This is a genomic window from Leptospira perdikensis, assembly GCF_004769575.1.
In the GTDB taxonomy this organism is placed as follows: Bacteria; Spirochaetota; Leptospiria; order Leptospirales; family Leptospiraceae; genus Leptospira_A; species Leptospira_A perdikensis.
The window spans coordinates 815,023-830,060 of the sequence record NZ_RQGA01000003.1 but is presented as its reverse complement, the minus strand read 5'-3'; the positions used below and the strand labels follow the sequence as shown (position 1 = coordinate 830,060).

Genomic DNA, 15,038 nt, shown 5'->3' with positions numbered 1-15,038 from the left:
ATCAATCATTCCTTTGTTTTCGGTGGTTCTAAAAATTCTTCCATACAAGGAAGGAGGATTTCTGTACTTTCCTTTTCACTCATGGGACCAAGGTCGCCACCTTTTCGCATAAACTTAGTATAGTCTGCATAATTGACCATAGATACTAGATTGTAGAGTTCCACTGGCGTTGCCGTTTTGCTTCGAACCATTGCTGTACAGGAAATATAAGAGCCGATAGAAGTAAGTTCTTTGCGATAAAAATTGAATTTATATTCCGCTTCTCCGATTTGTTTTGATCCGAACCTCTCATTAAATTGTGTCTCTTTTGCATTGATCCAATTGTGAATGTTCATACCGTTAGGCAGTGAAACTGGATTATGCGGATACATTCTTCTTTCTTCTGGCAATAGACTGGCACAACCTACGAAAAGAAATGCAGAAACAAAAAGAAAAAAACTAACTAAAGAAAGAATACGAAAACGAAACTTGAGTCTCTTCGGAGAGTCTGTACAAAAGTTTGTATTTATATCCGAAGAGATTTGTATTGAATTTTTTTTTCCCAAGTCCTATAACCTCCATTTCCCGGGATTGCCCATATTGTGGTATCTTCCCGCTGGTACATGGAGGGGATTGTGTCCGCCACCGTGATGCGGAGATTGAAAAGAAGACCTTCCACCATTATAGGGATAATGATTGTATCCATTCCCGTTATGGTATTGGTAAGGGTAGTTTCGGAAGTTTTGTCCGTTCCCTCCTCGGTATCTATCTGGGTGAGAGTCATGTGCCCACTCCGAACTGACACAACCTCCACCAAGAAGGCCGACAAAAAACAAGGAACATATAAACCTAACAAATCTTTGACGGTTTAGGTTTTCAACGGATTCAAAATTGATTCTGTTCATCATGGTTTCAGTATAAGAGGTCTGAACCCATTCTCCAATGGAGGGTTTCCGCATTTGCGGATAACACCTATACGAATGGTTTTTGTGGGATCAAAATGATAGAAGAGCCGCGGAAAATATTATGTCTCTTATGCGCCCTTGATGCGGAGGAGGTGTAAGCCGTCCGAAGGACCGAAGCGAACGCGAAAGTCCGGAGCAAGCAAGGAAAGGCGCCCTAATTCGTTCTTGTTTCCCTCCTTATAGTTAAAAATGATGGAGAAATAAGTTAAATTTTCCGCAGGAAGTGTGCCCATCCATGGCAAATATCTATTACGACGACAGTTGCGATCTAAATCTCCTTAAAGGTAAAACCATTGCAGTGATTGGCTACGGAAGCCAAGGTCACGCACAAGCTCAAAACATGAAAGATTCTGGTTTGAAAGTCATTATTGGACTTCGCGATGGATCTAAATCAGTAAAAGAAGCCAAAGAAGCTGGCTTTGAAGTGTTCAGTGTTGCGGAAGCTGCAAAAAAAGCAGACATCATCCAAATCCTTGCTCCAGACACTATCCAAGCTGACATGTATAAGGCGGACATTGAACCAAACCTTACTGAAGGAAAAGCACTTGTTTTCTCTCATGGGTTTAACATCCATTATGATCTCATCACTCCTCCTAAAAACGTAGACGTTTATATGGTAGCTCCAAAAGGTCCAGGACATTTGGTTCGCCGTGTTTACACTGAAGGTGGTGGAGTTCCATGCCTAATTGCAATTTATCAAGATGCAACAGGCCAAGCAAAAGCTCGCGCCCTTGCTCACGCAAGTGGAGTGGGTGGAGGAAGAGCAGGAATTTTAGAAACATCTTTCCGTGAAGAAACGGAAACTGACCTTTTTGGGGAACAAGTAGTTCTTTGTGGTGGTGTTGCGAACCTCATTATGAGTGGATTTGAAACATTAACAGAAGCAGGATACGATCCAGAAATCGCTTACTTCGAATGTTTACATGAAGTAAAACTCATCACTGACTTAATTTATGAAGGTGGACTCGCACGTATGCGTTATTCCATTTCTGACACAGCAGAGTATGGAGATTATATCAGCGGACCACGCATCATTGATGCAGGAGTCAAAGCTCGTATGAAAGACGTTCTCACTGATATCCAAAAAGATAAAGGTGCAGCGTTCGCTAAACGTTGGATGGCAGATACAAAAGCTGGATACCCAGAATACAAAAAACTCAAAGAAAAAAATGCTGCTCACCCAATCGAAGCCGTAGGAACAAAACTACGTTCTATGATGAAGTGGCTTGCGAAGTAATTTTTAAGGTAACTAAAGTTTTAGTCTAAAGAAAGGAAGAAGGGATTTTATATGAAAGTAACACAAAAGATAGTACTCGCAGCACCTGCACGAACTCCTTTTGCTCAAATTGGAAAGGCACTCTCGCAGTACTCTGGTCACCACCTCGGAAAAATCGTTGGTGAAGAAGTAATGAAACGCAGTGGTTTGAAACCTACTGATATTGACGGTGTCATCGTTGGAGAAGGTTTCTCTAATGCACCTAACTCTGCACGTGTGATTGCAAACTTACTGGGACTTCCAATGGAAATTCCATGTCTTACTGTAGCAAACAACTGTGTATCCGGTTTGGAAGCAGTGGCAGAAGCAACTCGTCGTATTTCACTTGGTGAAGGAAAAGTTTTTCTCGTCATCGGTGAAGAGTCACAAACATCTATGCCATTTGTTGTTAAAAATGCACGTCTTAACAAAAAAACAAACAGCTTAGATTCTCTTGTAAAACTTCTTCCAAATGACCTTCCTGAAGGTGTTGAACTTCGTGATACACTAGAAGACGGACTTGGTGATGGTGAAACTTCTTTCGGTATGCAAGTAACTGCAGAAATCCTCGCACAAAACTACTCTCTTGCTCGTGAAACACAAGACAAAGTAGCTTACGAGTCTTTCAAACGTGCTTTTGATGCAACTCAAGAAGGTCGTTACAAACCATATATTATGGAAGTAAAAGACGATGAAGGAAACATGTTACAAGCTGACGAAGCAGTTCTTCTTCGTGAAGGTCTTGTAAAAAACCCTACTCGTATGGGTCGCGCGATGTTACTCTTTGACAACCCTCAAATGAAATTTGACCAGTTCAAAGATAAATACAGCAAATACTTAAAAAAATCTCATGGCCCTACTCTTTCTATCTTCAATGCAAGCCCACGTTCTGATGGAGCGGCTGGTATCATTGTAGCTTCTGAAGATGCGGCTAAAAAATTAGGTCTTACAGCAAAAGCTTATATCAATGGTTTTAACATGCGTGGTGTAGATCCAAACCTTATGGGTCTTGGACAAGCAGAAGCAACTGTAGCTCTTCTTGGAGAAACTGGTGATAAAATCGAAAACATCGACATCATCGAAATCCACGAAGCATTTGCTGCAACGGCTGTAGCAGCTCTTGAAGAAATCAAAACTAGAACTGGTCTTGACTGGGAAAAGAAATTTGATGAGAAAAAAATCAACCCGAACGGTGGATCTATCTCCATTGGACACCCGTTTGGTGCTACTGGTGTGAGACTCCTTCACAACGCAATCATGGACTTTGATGAAAACAAAGACGTGAAAAAAGTGTTAGTGACTGCTTGTGCACACGGTGGGATCGCAGGATCAATGATCGTAGAAAGAGCTTAAAGATCGAATTTAAAATTCGTTTCAATCTCGTTCGAAAGATCGATGGAAAAGCCAAGGGAAACCTTGGCTTTTTTATTTGATACACGCACCGGCACACAAATAAAATGGGTATTGCAGTCCATTTAGATGCAAACTTCGCCAAAAGATGAACTCTTTTAAAAAGAAATGGGAAAATTGGCGAAAGGAATTGTGAAAATAAAAAGGGTGTGGTAAGAGGAGCGTATTGGGTGGCGGGTCTAGTTCCCCTCCCTAATCAGGGCGGGGATATAAGATTCACAATCAAAACCGTCCCTTCCTGTAGAGGTTCTAAATCATGAAGATTCATGACGAATGTAGACAAAAGTTTGAATCCTTAATCTCAAAGTTCACAAATACCAATCAAGTTTTAGACGATTCCCTCTGGAAGGAAATAGAAACCAGATATTCAGAACCACACCGTTTCTATCACAATCTAAATCATATTTATCAAATGTTAGGTGAATTTGATAATACGAAAATGAAACTAAAGGATCCAGAAATGGTACTTTTTGCCCTCTACTATCATGATTTAGTTTACGACCCAAAATCCAAAACGAACGAAGAGGACAGTGCCAAAATTGCAGAAGAAAGACTTTCTGAATTAGGAATCGCCAAGGACCGAGTAGGAATCTGTTTACTCCATATCCTTACAACCAAATCACATCGATTAGGTGAAGCCCATCACCCAGATACTAAATATTTTTTGGACATGGATCTCTCAATCTTAGGGAGTGATGAGGAAGAATATTTAGAATACACTAAAAATATCAGAAAAGAATATTCTGTTTATTCTGACGACTACAGGAAGGGACGCATTCAGGTTTTGCATCATTTTATCGAAACCGTTCGGCTTTTCCAAACAGATGATTTCTTTGATCAATACGAAATGCGAAGCCGGCATAATCTAAAGACAGAAGTTCATAATTTACTAAAAAGTGAACTTATTTAAAAAGATTTTTGGGTTTTAGTGAAGGGAATTGCACAATAAGTAAAGCTGTGGTAAGAGGTGTGTATTGGGAGGCGGGTTCAGTTCCCCACCCAATTTAGGGCGGGTTATAAAGATTCACACCCCTACCCCCCAAACCGCGCAAGCATCGGAACTAACCCCTCTTTGGTTTGTTCCGCAGTATCATATCCAGGAAAAATTTTGACCAACTTCAAATAAAAATGTTTTTCAATACGTTTGTTACCAGAGTTCGTTTTTTCAAATACATCTTTTGAAAATAAATGAAATTCAAAATACCCGGCTTTAAATTTTCCATCTGCACCGATTCGACCGCCAAGACGAAATCGCAAAGGATGGTTTGTATCTAAAGTTTCAAAACAAGGTTCGTCTTCAAAAGTTAAGGCCTTTGAAATATAAATTTTTTCTTTTACACCCATCTCACGAAAATCTTTGAATCCAGGAAGTTGGATTAAAACTTTTCCTTCTCTTCGAAATTCCAAACTATACGATAAAATTTCTAAGTTTGATACATCCAATGTATCTATATCTATTGTTAAATGATGGTCCAATACATCTGTGGAACGAGTGATAACATTACCTTCTCGTTGGCCAATAGTGATAATTTTGTTTTTGTTTAAAGGAACCGCATATTTAAAAACCATCCCTGGATCAGGTAAATCCTTACCTTGGATAGTCATTGCTGAATGAATTGGTGTTTGTGTGATCGTGTGGATATCTGCAATCGCTACATCAGACATAGTTGATTGTTTCTGATTTAATGGAGTTGTTATCTCTTTTAAGGACAATTTTGATTTAAATGTTTCCAACGACTTCAACTTAGCAATCGTCAGCCTTTGCATGACAGCAATTAGGACAAGTACGGCAATCAGGAGCACAAAAATAAATACCCAAGTTTCATAGGTATTCATTCTCTCTTCTAACATACGTATTTGATCCACTGAATACAGCTTCATTACTTGCGCGAGTATCATTCTCTATCCTTTACGATGAAAAAACCTATACTATCATTGTCGACCTATCATTCCGAGAAAAAAACCATTCCTATGGAAAAGAGATCGACTATTGTCACTCAATTGCTTATTTTTTGCACTATGTCGGGTTACAGAAATTTACTCTGCATTCTACTTGTTCTACTTTTTTCTCCGGTCTTTTCTGAAAATCATTGGGATGGCTACATCCACGAAAAAACTATAAAATCCACCTATCGTATATTTGGTGACAATGTCAATTTACGGGAATCAGACAACCTGAAAGCAAAAGTCAAAAAGAAACTCTCCATGGGAGCAGTTGTTACCATTCTCGCAAAAACGAACCAAATCATGGAACAAGATTCAGTAAAAGAGTATTGGTACCAAGTGCAATCAGAGAAGGATATAGGGTATATCTGGGGAGGACTGATTGCAGACTACTCCTTCCCCTTAGAACATAATACAATTTTATGTAGAAACTTAGGAGTCAAACGTCGCTCACTTGAATTAAAACTAATCCAAGGTGATAAACTTCTCTCCCAAACAAAATGGGAAGTCGGTGCCATAAGTAACGAAAGTTGGAATCATAAAATTTATCCATCATCAGAATTTTCACCAAGCCCTAAGGCTTTATTCGGATTAACATACTTAGTTTTTTCAGAAATTGAATACGGTTATACGAACGAACAATTGGTTAGTGTCAGCTCTGATTCAAAACTTGTATCTCAATTTTCTTGGAACCCAGGATCTTGCGATCCACCAGCATGTGCAGAGTCATGGTTGGTATTCCCAGGTGAAACATTACTTGAAGATACAAAAATCAAAAGGAAAATTACGAAAGGAAAAACGAATACAATCCAAGAGTTAACACATAGTTTCGATATAGATGACTCGAATTCACACGAATATTATAAATCAGAATACAAATGGAATGGAACACACTTCCAAAAAAAGGAAACCCAATAAACTCTATGAAACAATTCATCACAACAATTGTAATTGTTACTTTTACTTTACCTCTATTTGCTTGGAACAACCATGCAGGAATCACCTATTTGATTTTAAAGGATCATTGGAAAGGAAAAAGCGCCCCCAAAGTCAAAGTAGAATCGTTAAAATCTTTCTTAACAAAAGAAAAAACCTCAATTCAAGACAGTTTATCTATTTCTGAAGAGTGGGCACTAAAACGACTTTCACACCTAACGCCTACAGATGATAGTTTAAAATTTTCCAAATCAACAAAAGATTCGGAACTTGTTGTTAGTTTTTATAAAGCACTACGAGTTAACCCAAACCATAAAGCGGCTCTCTATATCCAATCAGTACCAAAACGGAACGGAACAAAACTTTCTTTGAACCAACTCACAACACTCAATGATAAAGGAAAATTGGGAAACGAAACCTTTTTATCCTTACAAGAAGGGCAAATGATCGGTGCTGATGAAGTATTAGTTACAGCAACGGATGAACCTGACTACGATTTAGATTTATATTTATTTGAAGATAGTGGAAGTGAAGTAGGGAAAATCTATGGATTTGGAAGCCAACCATTCGGAAATCCAGCAGTAGAATTTTCCTCTCAAGCTCCCTTTCATATGGGTTTCTATTATGAACCCGGTATTATTTTTGCTCTTGCTGGATTTTTAAAAAGAACCTATCCCGAATATCGTATCCATCAATTTACAGAGCTTTCTAACTTAGCTTTCCGAACTGGTCACCCATATTGGGGATATAGATTTGCTGGTTGGGCACTACATTATATCCAAGATCTTACACAACCTTACCACTCTTCCGTATTGCCAAGAGTTAGTGCCGGAAAACAAATTGGTGTACAACTTGTATCCATTGTTGGATACCAATCGCCAAAAGATGATATGATTCGATTTATTTCAGGAAGACACACCTTAATTGAAGAGTATCAGTATTACTTAATTCGAAACTTGATTGAAACCAAGAATTGGAACCATCCCGTGGCAAGTTCCATCACAGACGTCTCTTCAAGAGGGCGAATCGAATGGCAAGGAATTGATTTCCTACGTAACAACGTTTGTAAAGAAGCATACGATGCCGCAGAACCAGCGGATGAACAGTTAGAACATTTAGAAATTCCTAAATATGAAACTTTATATGAACCCAACCATCCAATCCATACGATTCTTGGATCTCTCCTTCAGAACACATCCAAACACACAAGGGCTTATTTGAATGCTCTAAAAACTAACTAATCAATATCGTCTGCGGCAAATCTTTCTAATAATTCCAAAGGAATGATTTCTAACGCACGTTTGTGGGTAGACTCCAAAAACACTTTTGGAGGAACCCCATTACGGTAAGCCTCCAACCAACGAGAAGCACAAAGGCACCAGCGTTCTCCTGGTTTGACACCAGGGAAAGAATATTGTGGCCAAGGTGTAATGAGGTCATTACCACTTTGTTTCTGAGATTCCAAAAAATCCTCTGTTGCCAAAACACATACTGTATGAGAGCCAACATCTTCATCAGATGTATTACAACATCCATCTCGAAAAAATCCCGTCAGAGGATGAGTGGAACAGGGTACGAGTGGCCCACCGAGTACATTCAATGATTCATCCATTTCCATAGGAATATCAAACTAGGGAAGGAATCGATTCTGGGAAGATGTTTATGAAATTGGTTAAGAAAAAAGATGGGGGTTTGCACCCCCAGTAGAACGACCAAAAGGTCTTGGAAAGCCCATAGCCAATCTACTATACATATATTTACTTGTCAAACGATTATGCCTTCACATTGAAAAAAAGAATCTTTTTTTCTTCTCCATTGACCCTTACCCGCACCTTCCAACGCCCAATCAGTTTCGGATTATTGGCAATCGATACATATCTGGCCTCTAAGGCCAAATTCTTATCAGCCACCCAATCCAATTTTATAGGTTCAAAACCCTTCCCGTCAGTGGATATGTCGACCTCTATCCGATGGTTTCCTGGTTTCACAAATTCAAGTGACACTAAGAAGTTTTCTCCCAACTGAAACGAGGTTTCACCACATTGCACTTTTTCTCGTTTTGCGTTTAACCTACAAATCTGAATGTCTTCGTCGAAAATATCGACCGTTGAGAGATCCACACCTTGTTTCGGATGCCAATACATATAATATTCTTTTAAAGTATCTCTATCTGAATATTGCGTTTTAAAAACCGTTGGAATGGTTGTAACTTCTAACTGACGATTTGGTTTGTGTACTTCAAAATGGAGATGAGGGCCCTGCGTATAACCAGTATTACCTGAATATCCGATCAATTGGCCTGCATCCACCATATCACCAACTTTTACGACAACACCATTTTTCATTAGGTGAGCATAATTTCCCAAAGTTCCATCATCATGTTGAATGATGATAAAATTTGCCTTTGATAACAAGTCCCTCCGAAACCCACCTTCAGAATACCGAGACTCTGTAGCCATCACGTAACCTTTTCTTGCAGCATGTACGGGTGTTCCCACTGGAATTCCGAAATCAATCGCATGAACAAAATTTCCAAAATGAGTGACCGATCCATTATAACCTTGTACCACTTTGGCTCGAATTCCTTGGGCAAATGGTAACAAGTAACTTACCGAATCATCATGAACGCTATCCCAATCCCCTGGACGTACACGAAAGGAAAACGAATGAAAGGCATTTTTTGTTTTGTCTTCGAGTAAAAATTTTGTAATAAAAACTGGCGTTGGACCTTTCACAACTACAAACTGGGGAAAAGTTAAATCTGTTTTAAAATTAACAAGAGTCACGTTGAGCAAAACAGAATTGGTTACTTTAGGATGGGGGTTGTAGTTACGTACGGAAAGTTCAATGCCTTCATCATCTTTGGTTTGCACCAAACAAATCCACTCTTGATTACATTCTTCAGTAACATTTGATTCTGCATACAGACCAAACAAAACGCCAAAAAACAATAAAATAAATAAAAACCTAATCACTTCACACTCGTTAATTGAAATTGCATTTCTTTTTGTATTACTCCATCGATAGATACCGTCGCAGTCCAATCACCTTCCAGTGGTTCCGAAGGATCTTCTAACTGGGCTTCAAAATAGGTATCCCACCATTCAGGATTTGTCTCCCAATTATACAATTTCTGTAAGGAGGTTCCATTTTTACGAACGGAAATTTGTATCTTATAACGAGCTGGTTTTAAAAGAGGAATATAAAAATAAAGTGGGGATGTTTTGACAAATAATGATACATTACATCCCAACCGCTCCAGATTCTGAATCGATTCGCAAATTTGGATTTCCTCGGTGTCAGCAACCGTTTTGACCAAAGGTTCTTCTTTTTCCCTCCGCCAATGGAGTTCTCCTTCAGAGACAATTTCCAAATCGGAAGACTCTGTTCGAAACAAGGTAGGAATGGTTTTTTTACGCAAATTAGGAGTGGGTTTGTACACTTCGAAATGCAAATGAGGCCCATCACTAAATCCGGTACTTCCCGCGTAACCGAGTGGAGTTCCCGCGATCACTCGTTGCCCTCGTTTAACAAGAACCCCCATATAACGGAGGTGAGCATACTGGCCTATAGTTCCGTCATCATGAAGGATTTTTATATAGTTAGCGGAATGGATGTATTTGATTTCAAATCCACCCTCGTTATTTTTTTCTTCTGTATCAATCACAAGACCGTCTCTTGCGGCCGTAATCAAGTCTCCTTCTTTCAGTCCAAAATCGATCGAATAACGGTTGTCACCCTGGTGACTTTTACTTCCTTTATATCCTTGGTAGATACGAACCTTTAGTCCCCTTTCAAAAGGTAAATCATAGATAACTTTTGGGTCATGTGAAGCGGAAAAATTTCCAAGAATCCATTTGTATTTAATTTGGTAAACCCAGCGTTTGTTAGGTTTTAGTGCGTTCAGACGGAAGAGTTTTTTTCTTTTTGTACCTTTTAGAACAGTAACCAATGGAAGTTTTACGGTACTTTTCATATTCTTAAAAGTTGCATTAGCGGAAATCGTAGTATCCGTTTTGTCTATAGCAATTTTGTTTTGGAAGTAAATGTCCACTCCTGTTTTGTCCTGCACATAAATGACACAGAGTCTGTCCATGGAGCAGAATTCAGAATGTTCCTTGGCCATTAAGAACCCAATGGGACAAACAAGAAATAGGATAAAAAAACCAAATCTCATAAAACAGGAATCATCTTAAAGTGAAGAACACTTAAAAGACAATCCATTTTCCATAATAAAAACTTGATTGCCGAATGATTTCTCATCTGTAAACTTCGACACATGACTTCAACCTTATACACTTTCCCAATCTCACACTTTTCTGAAAAAGCCAGATGGGGATTGGAACTTGCAGACTATCCTTTTGAACTAAGACCCTTAGTTCCTGGCGAACACATCCAAACCCTAAAACCAATAGTGAACGATTTGTATGTGCCTGTTTTAGAGACGGATGCTGGTGTCATCCAAGGTTCTGGAAATATATTAGATATTATCGAAGAAAAAGCATTCGGTCATAAAGCAACTCCAGAAGAAAAACAAATGGAAGAAAAAATTGACATTCAAATTGGGAAAAGTTTACAAACGATGCTTTATTTTCATATTCTGGAATATCCAGAAATTGTAGGTAAGTTGTTTTTACTAAAACCGGCTTCGTTATCTGATACGATAGCGCCACCAGAACATTTTGATTTGATTGCTCTTTCCCTTAAAAGAAGATACAAAATCACACCGAAAAACTTAGAAGTCGTAAAACAATCTTTAGATGAAGGTAACAAAGAATTAATTTCTATTTACAAAGATAGAAAGTTTTTTAATGGAAATTCTTTTGGTAGAGTGGACCTAACAGTAGCAAGTCTTATGGGTATGCTTGCTGAACCAAAAGAATCACCTGCCTATCCTTGGTTTACATCAGTTCAAATGCCAGAGTCCTTTCTTACTTGGCGAAAAGAGTTAGGTATTGAATTATTATTCGATAAAATAAAAGAGTTCTACAAAGAATTCCGTAACCAATCCAAATAATCTGGATTTCCAGAGACAATGGGCCAAACGACAATGCAGGGAATTTCGTAAGAATGTAATTCTTTGATTCTCTGCATTAAAAGGTCTGATTTGTCCTTCGTGGTTTTAAACAGACATACGATTTCAGAAGATTCTTCCATTTCACCGTTCCAAATATAAACAGAATCCATTCCTTTAATGATATTCGCGCAGCCAGCCAGTCGCTCGATTACGACTTGTTTTGCAATTTTTTTAGCCTCGTCCTCCGAGGAAAAAGTAGAATAGACTGTATTGTATTCCCATAACTCATTCATTAAATTTATTTCCTACTTGCTCTAAAATTTAGTTACTTATGACTTTGTGTATGACCTTTCCCAATTCAAAGACCTATATACTCATAGTCGCCATCTGTCTGCCAATCTTTGCAGAATCACTCAATCCTCCGATAATCACATCCACAAGTCAACTGCAACCAAATTCAAAACGATACACTCCCTTCTTTGCCATGGATAGGAAACTCAAAACCAGCTGGGTCGAAGGAGCTGAGGGTGAAGGCATTGGTGAATCCTTAAAAATCAAATACAAATCACCAATCAGTTTTCGTTCCTTTTCCATCTACAATGGGTTTGGTGATCCGAAACTTTGGGCGGCAAACAATAGAATCAAAAAACTAAAAATTTCTACAGAAGAAGGAAATGAGGAAATTGTAACTCTAAAAGATAGTTTGTCTCTGCAAATGATCGAATTCAAATCAGAACTTCGAACCAAAGAAATTTCACTCACCATTCAAGAAGTGTATAATGGAACCAGTTCCGAAAATACGGCAATCGCGGAAGTGGTATTCAATTCAGAACAAGCAGGGTCTGCCCTCATCCCTCCCAAAAATACTTGGGCCATTGGAAAGTGGAAAACAAAATCCAATATAGCAAGAATCCAACTTCATAATGATGGAACTTGTGAGATGGGATACGAAACAGCCAAGATGTTATGTACTTGGACGGAGAAAGGGGAAAAAGTCATCGTGAGTTTAGAGGCGACTCTACCACTCACAAACACAGATATTTTGGAAATCAAACGCCGAGGAAATCCTTCAGACCCGATCCTTGAAATCAATGGAAAACACGAATTCATTTCTAACAGAGACGGAGTTTAATCCACGAATTTAATTTTGTAAATCAGTCCATCCAGGATTGCCAAATGGATTCCACCACGGAAGGTTCTTTATCCTCCGTGGTTTCAAAATACAAAACTGTATTTTGGTATGGTTTTCCTGATACATCTCTAACGGGCGTTAAAAGAACCAACTGAATCCCTAATTCTTTTTCCAACCTTCGAATGGTAGCCCACTCATCCAAAGAACCTTGTTTCGGGTAAGGCAAAATCAAAATCCCCGTGACCACTTCTGGTTTTGGATTACGTTTTTTTCGAATTTCCCAGAGAATCCGTCCTATCGAATAACGAAAATTAAATTCTGACACTGGTTGGATTTGAATCTTTCCTTCTTCGCGATACAAAAATCCATCAATTGCACAAGGCCCCGAATATTCTTTCGGTATTAGTCCTTTGACATCGTGAACCAGATCCATCACTGGAGGTAAAAAATGAGCCGAATGAGGAAGCTCCGATCCCCCAATACGAATGCCCCGAAACACTCCTTCCTTATCAATGAGCATGGCTGTGGCGGTGAGGTAAAAAAATTCTCCATCCCGAACATCCCAAAGGGTAGAAAAATCAAAAAACCTTTCATCCCCTACCCAAAACTCAGCAAGGATGGGAAAACCAAAAAGTCTCTTATTTACCTGTGACATCTTCCAAGAATCAGATGCTGATTTGAAGATAATATGATTTCTACCAGCAAGGCCGAATTCACTTTTGAGTACAATCGGCAGTTTTGCCTCTTCTAGTTCAGCAAACAAATGTTCTTCGGAAGATATAACTTTTGCCGGTAAAGGGGAATGGTGTTTTCGAAAATCCAATTGTGTGATTTTGGAATTGAGATAACGAGAGGTTTCCACACGAATGGGATCTTCCTGAAGTTTGCCCTCATACCATTCATTCCGAGATCCCCATTCCACAAGTGTAACTTCACCAAGCAAATCCCCTTCTTGGATGGGTGTTCCGGGACTAAGCCCAGATTCTTTCCAGTGAGTATAAATTTCGTCGCTAGGTAGTTCTTCGACTAAAACAAAGTCTTCAGATCTTGAAATGGGAAAAAACATTTTCTCCAAACAACGATTCCTCCTTTTGAGGGAGGAATCCAAATTTAGAGGAGTTGGATACAATCTATACTCAAATAATGAGTCTAGATAATAAAGCGATGGGGCCAATCAATAGATTCGTCGGATGGCTGTCGCAATCCTTTGTACGTTATCTTTTGTTAGGTTAGGATAAATAGGAATACAATGTCCTCTTTGGAAAAGGCGCTCTGCATTGGGGAATTCCAAATGGTTTTCTTCCATTACACGATGAAGGGGTTCATCTACTGTCCTTTGTGTTCCAATATGGATGGATTTAAAATACCTTTGGATCTCTTCGTAGTTTTTTCCAGAGACAACAATAGGAAATCTTTGGAAAGTATCTTCATTTGGGTTTTGGAAGTAGGTTTCCAATCTAGAATTTTGCACCGCTTGTAAGTAAGCAGACGCAATTTTTTTCTTTCGTTCTAAGATAACACCGAGTTTTGAAAGTTGTTCAATTCCAAGAGCCGCTTGGTAATCCACTAAATTGTAATCATACTTTGGTTCACCAATATTACGTTTGGCGGAAGAACCAGATTTATATGATTTCACCGCAGTAGAAAGAGAAACTTCGGAAGTGATGATCATCGCTCCGTTCCCTGTGGTGATGATGTTCTCAGCGCTGAGTCCACAAATGGCAATTTTGGATTGTTTTCCCACAGTGATGGTTTCGGAAGTCGCACCAATCGCTTCGGTAAAATCTTCCAATACTTCCAATCCCTCAATGGAATAATCACTCAAACGAATGAGTGATCCGAAACTATGATCAAAAAGCGCAAAACGAGCGCCCGATTCATTTTTTTTACGAAGGAATTCTTCTGGGCATGGATGAAAGGAATTTCGTTTCAAATCAACAAGCACTGGTTTTGCTTGCAAAAGAAAAATGGCATCCAATGCAGAAATCGGAGCATAACTAGAAAGTAAAACGGAGTCTCCCGCTTTCACACCTAACGCAAGTAATGCTAAGTGATATGCCGATGTCAGGGAATTAGAAGAGATAGCATGTTTGATTTTGAAAGTATGGCAGAACGTTTTTTCAAATCTTTCTACAATTTCACCAGTAGAGAGATGTTCATCCACGAGGCATTCCAAAACACCTTTTAGGTCTTCTCGGGAAAGAGTGGGTTTAAAAAATTCGATATCTTTTTCTTTTCGAACGGGTCTTTGTATTGTTTCGGTGCTCATCCAACAGCACTCCTCTATATTATGTCACTTAAATACCTCGTTTCTGAATTATGTCACTTCATTTTTCGAAATGCGAACATAATTTTGGGATTCCTTTGGAAAAAGGGTTCTGGAAGGAGAAAGTTTCGTGA

At 38.9% G+C, this 15,038-nt stretch carries 16 protein-coding genes; 7 read left to right on the top strand and 9 right to left on the bottom strand.

The features are described from left to right. Positions 1-5: 5 nt before the first annotated feature. Together EHQ49_RS05235 and EHQ49_RS05230 are read right to left on the bottom strand one after the other, a co-directional pair. Positions 6-545 (bottom strand): hypothetical protein, encoded by a 540-nt coding sequence (locus EHQ49_RS05235; RefSeq protein ID WP_244241355.1) that lies wholly within the window; start codon positions 543-545, stop codon positions 6-8. A 3-nt stretch (positions 546-548) separates the two neighbouring features. Next, complete coding sequence (locus EHQ49_RS05230) at positions 549-938, bottom strand: hypothetical protein (RefSeq protein ID WP_135577017.1); 390 nt, start codon at positions 936-938, stop codon at positions 549-551. A 241-nt stretch (positions 939-1,179) separates the two neighbouring features. Between EHQ49_RS05230 and ilvC the strand changes: the two genes are divergently transcribed. The 3 genes from ilvC to EHQ49_RS05215 all read left to right on the top strand — a co-directional run bounded on the left by ilvC (position 1,180) and on the right by EHQ49_RS05215 (position 4,519). Further along, positions 1,180-2,181 (top strand): ketol-acid reductoisomerase, encoded by a 1,002-nt coding sequence (gene ilvC, locus EHQ49_RS05225; RefSeq protein WP_015682044.1) that lies wholly within the window; start codon positions 1,180-1,182, stop codon positions 2,179-2,181. Between the two features lie 51 nt (positions 2,182-2,232). Next, positions 2,233-3,552, top strand: coding sequence for a thiolase family protein (locus EHQ49_RS05220; protein ID WP_135577015.1), 1,320 nt, complete (start codon positions 2,233-2,235; stop codon positions 3,550-3,552). A 313-nt stretch (positions 3,553-3,865) separates the two neighbouring features. After that, positions 3,866-4,519, top strand: a complete 654-nt coding sequence (locus EHQ49_RS05215; RefSeq protein ID WP_135577013.1) for an HD domain-containing protein — start codon at positions 3,866-3,868, stop codon at positions 4,517-4,519. A gap of 122 nt (positions 4,520-4,641) precedes the next feature. Here EHQ49_RS05215 and EHQ49_RS05210 read toward each other — a convergent pair whose 3' ends face one another. Beyond that, on the bottom strand, positions 4,642-5,508 hold the full coding sequence (locus EHQ49_RS05210; RefSeq protein ID WP_135577011.1) for a hypothetical protein: 867 nt from the start codon (positions 5,506-5,508) through the stop codon (positions 4,642-4,644). Between the two features lie 72 nt (positions 5,509-5,580). Between EHQ49_RS05210 and EHQ49_RS05205 the strand changes: the two genes are divergently transcribed. Further along, positions 5,581-6,471, top strand: coding sequence for an SH3 domain-containing protein (locus EHQ49_RS05205; protein WP_244241354.1), 891 nt, complete (start codon positions 5,581-5,583; stop codon positions 6,469-6,471). A 5-nt stretch (positions 6,472-6,476) separates the two neighbouring features. Then, positions 6,477-7,730, top strand: a complete 1,254-nt coding sequence (locus EHQ49_RS05200; protein WP_135577010.1) for a phospholipase C/P1 nuclease family protein — start codon at positions 6,477-6,479, stop codon at positions 7,728-7,730. On the opposite strand, the gene EHQ49_RS05195 is transcribed toward EHQ49_RS05200, so the two are convergent. From EHQ49_RS05195 to EHQ49_RS05185, 3 genes are all read right to left on the bottom strand, one after another. Continuing rightward, positions 7,727-8,107 carry a DUF2237 family protein gene (locus EHQ49_RS05195; RefSeq protein WP_135577008.1) on the bottom strand — a complete coding sequence of 127 codons (381 nt, stop codon included), beginning with the start codon at positions 8,105-8,107 and terminating at the stop codon, positions 7,727-7,729. The genes EHQ49_RS05200 and EHQ49_RS05195 overlap by 4 nt on opposite strands. A gap of 154 nt (positions 8,108-8,261) precedes the next feature. Continuing rightward, positions 8,262-9,464 carry a M23 family metallopeptidase gene (locus EHQ49_RS05190; RefSeq protein ID WP_244241352.1) on the bottom strand — a complete coding sequence of 401 codons (1,203 nt, stop codon included), beginning with the start codon at positions 9,462-9,464 and terminating at the stop codon, positions 8,262-8,264. Beyond that, the gene (locus tag EHQ49_RS05185; RefSeq protein WP_135577006.1) at positions 9,461-10,666 is read right to left on the bottom strand and encodes a M23 family metallopeptidase; all 1,206 of its coding nucleotides are present in this window, start codon (positions 10,664-10,666) and stop codon (positions 9,461-9,463) included. The genes EHQ49_RS05190 and EHQ49_RS05185 overlap by 4 nt, the downstream gene beginning before the upstream one ends. 102 nt (positions 10,667-10,768) lie before the next feature. Between EHQ49_RS05185 and EHQ49_RS05180 the strand changes: the two genes are divergently transcribed. After that, the gene (locus EHQ49_RS05180; protein ID WP_135577004.1) at positions 10,769-11,506 is read left to right on the top strand and encodes a glutathione S-transferase N-terminal domain-containing protein; all 738 of its coding nucleotides are present in this window, start codon (positions 10,769-10,771) and stop codon (positions 11,504-11,506) included. Here EHQ49_RS05180 and cutA read toward each other — a convergent pair. After that, a complete protein-coding gene (gene cutA, locus EHQ49_RS05175; protein ID WP_135577002.1) occupies positions 11,476-11,799 on the bottom strand; it encodes a divalent-cation tolerance protein CutA in 324 nt (107 codons plus the stop codon). The two genes, EHQ49_RS05180 and cutA, sit on opposite strands and share 31 nt — an antisense overlap. A gap of 50 nt (positions 11,800-11,849) precedes the next feature. Between cutA and EHQ49_RS05170 the strand changes: the two genes are divergently transcribed. After that, complete coding sequence (locus EHQ49_RS05170; protein WP_135577000.1) at positions 11,850-12,638, top strand: NADase-type glycan-binding domain-containing protein; 789 nt, start codon at positions 11,850-11,852, stop codon at positions 12,636-12,638. 22 nt (positions 12,639-12,660) lie between these two features. On the opposite strand, the gene EHQ49_RS05165 is transcribed toward EHQ49_RS05170, so the two are convergent. Together EHQ49_RS05165 and EHQ49_RS05160 are read right to left on the bottom strand one after the other, a co-directional pair. Beyond that, complete coding sequence (locus EHQ49_RS05165) at positions 12,661-13,704, bottom strand: hypothetical protein (protein ID WP_135576998.1); 1,044 nt, start codon at positions 13,702-13,704, stop codon at positions 12,661-12,663. 108 nt (positions 13,705-13,812) lie between these two features. After that, the gene (locus tag EHQ49_RS05160; protein ID WP_135576996.1) at positions 13,813-14,907 is read right to left on the bottom strand and encodes a DegT/DnrJ/EryC1/StrS family aminotransferase; all 1,095 of its coding nucleotides are present in this window, start codon (positions 14,905-14,907) and stop codon (positions 13,813-13,815) included. Positions 14,908-15,038 lie beyond the last annotated feature (131 nt).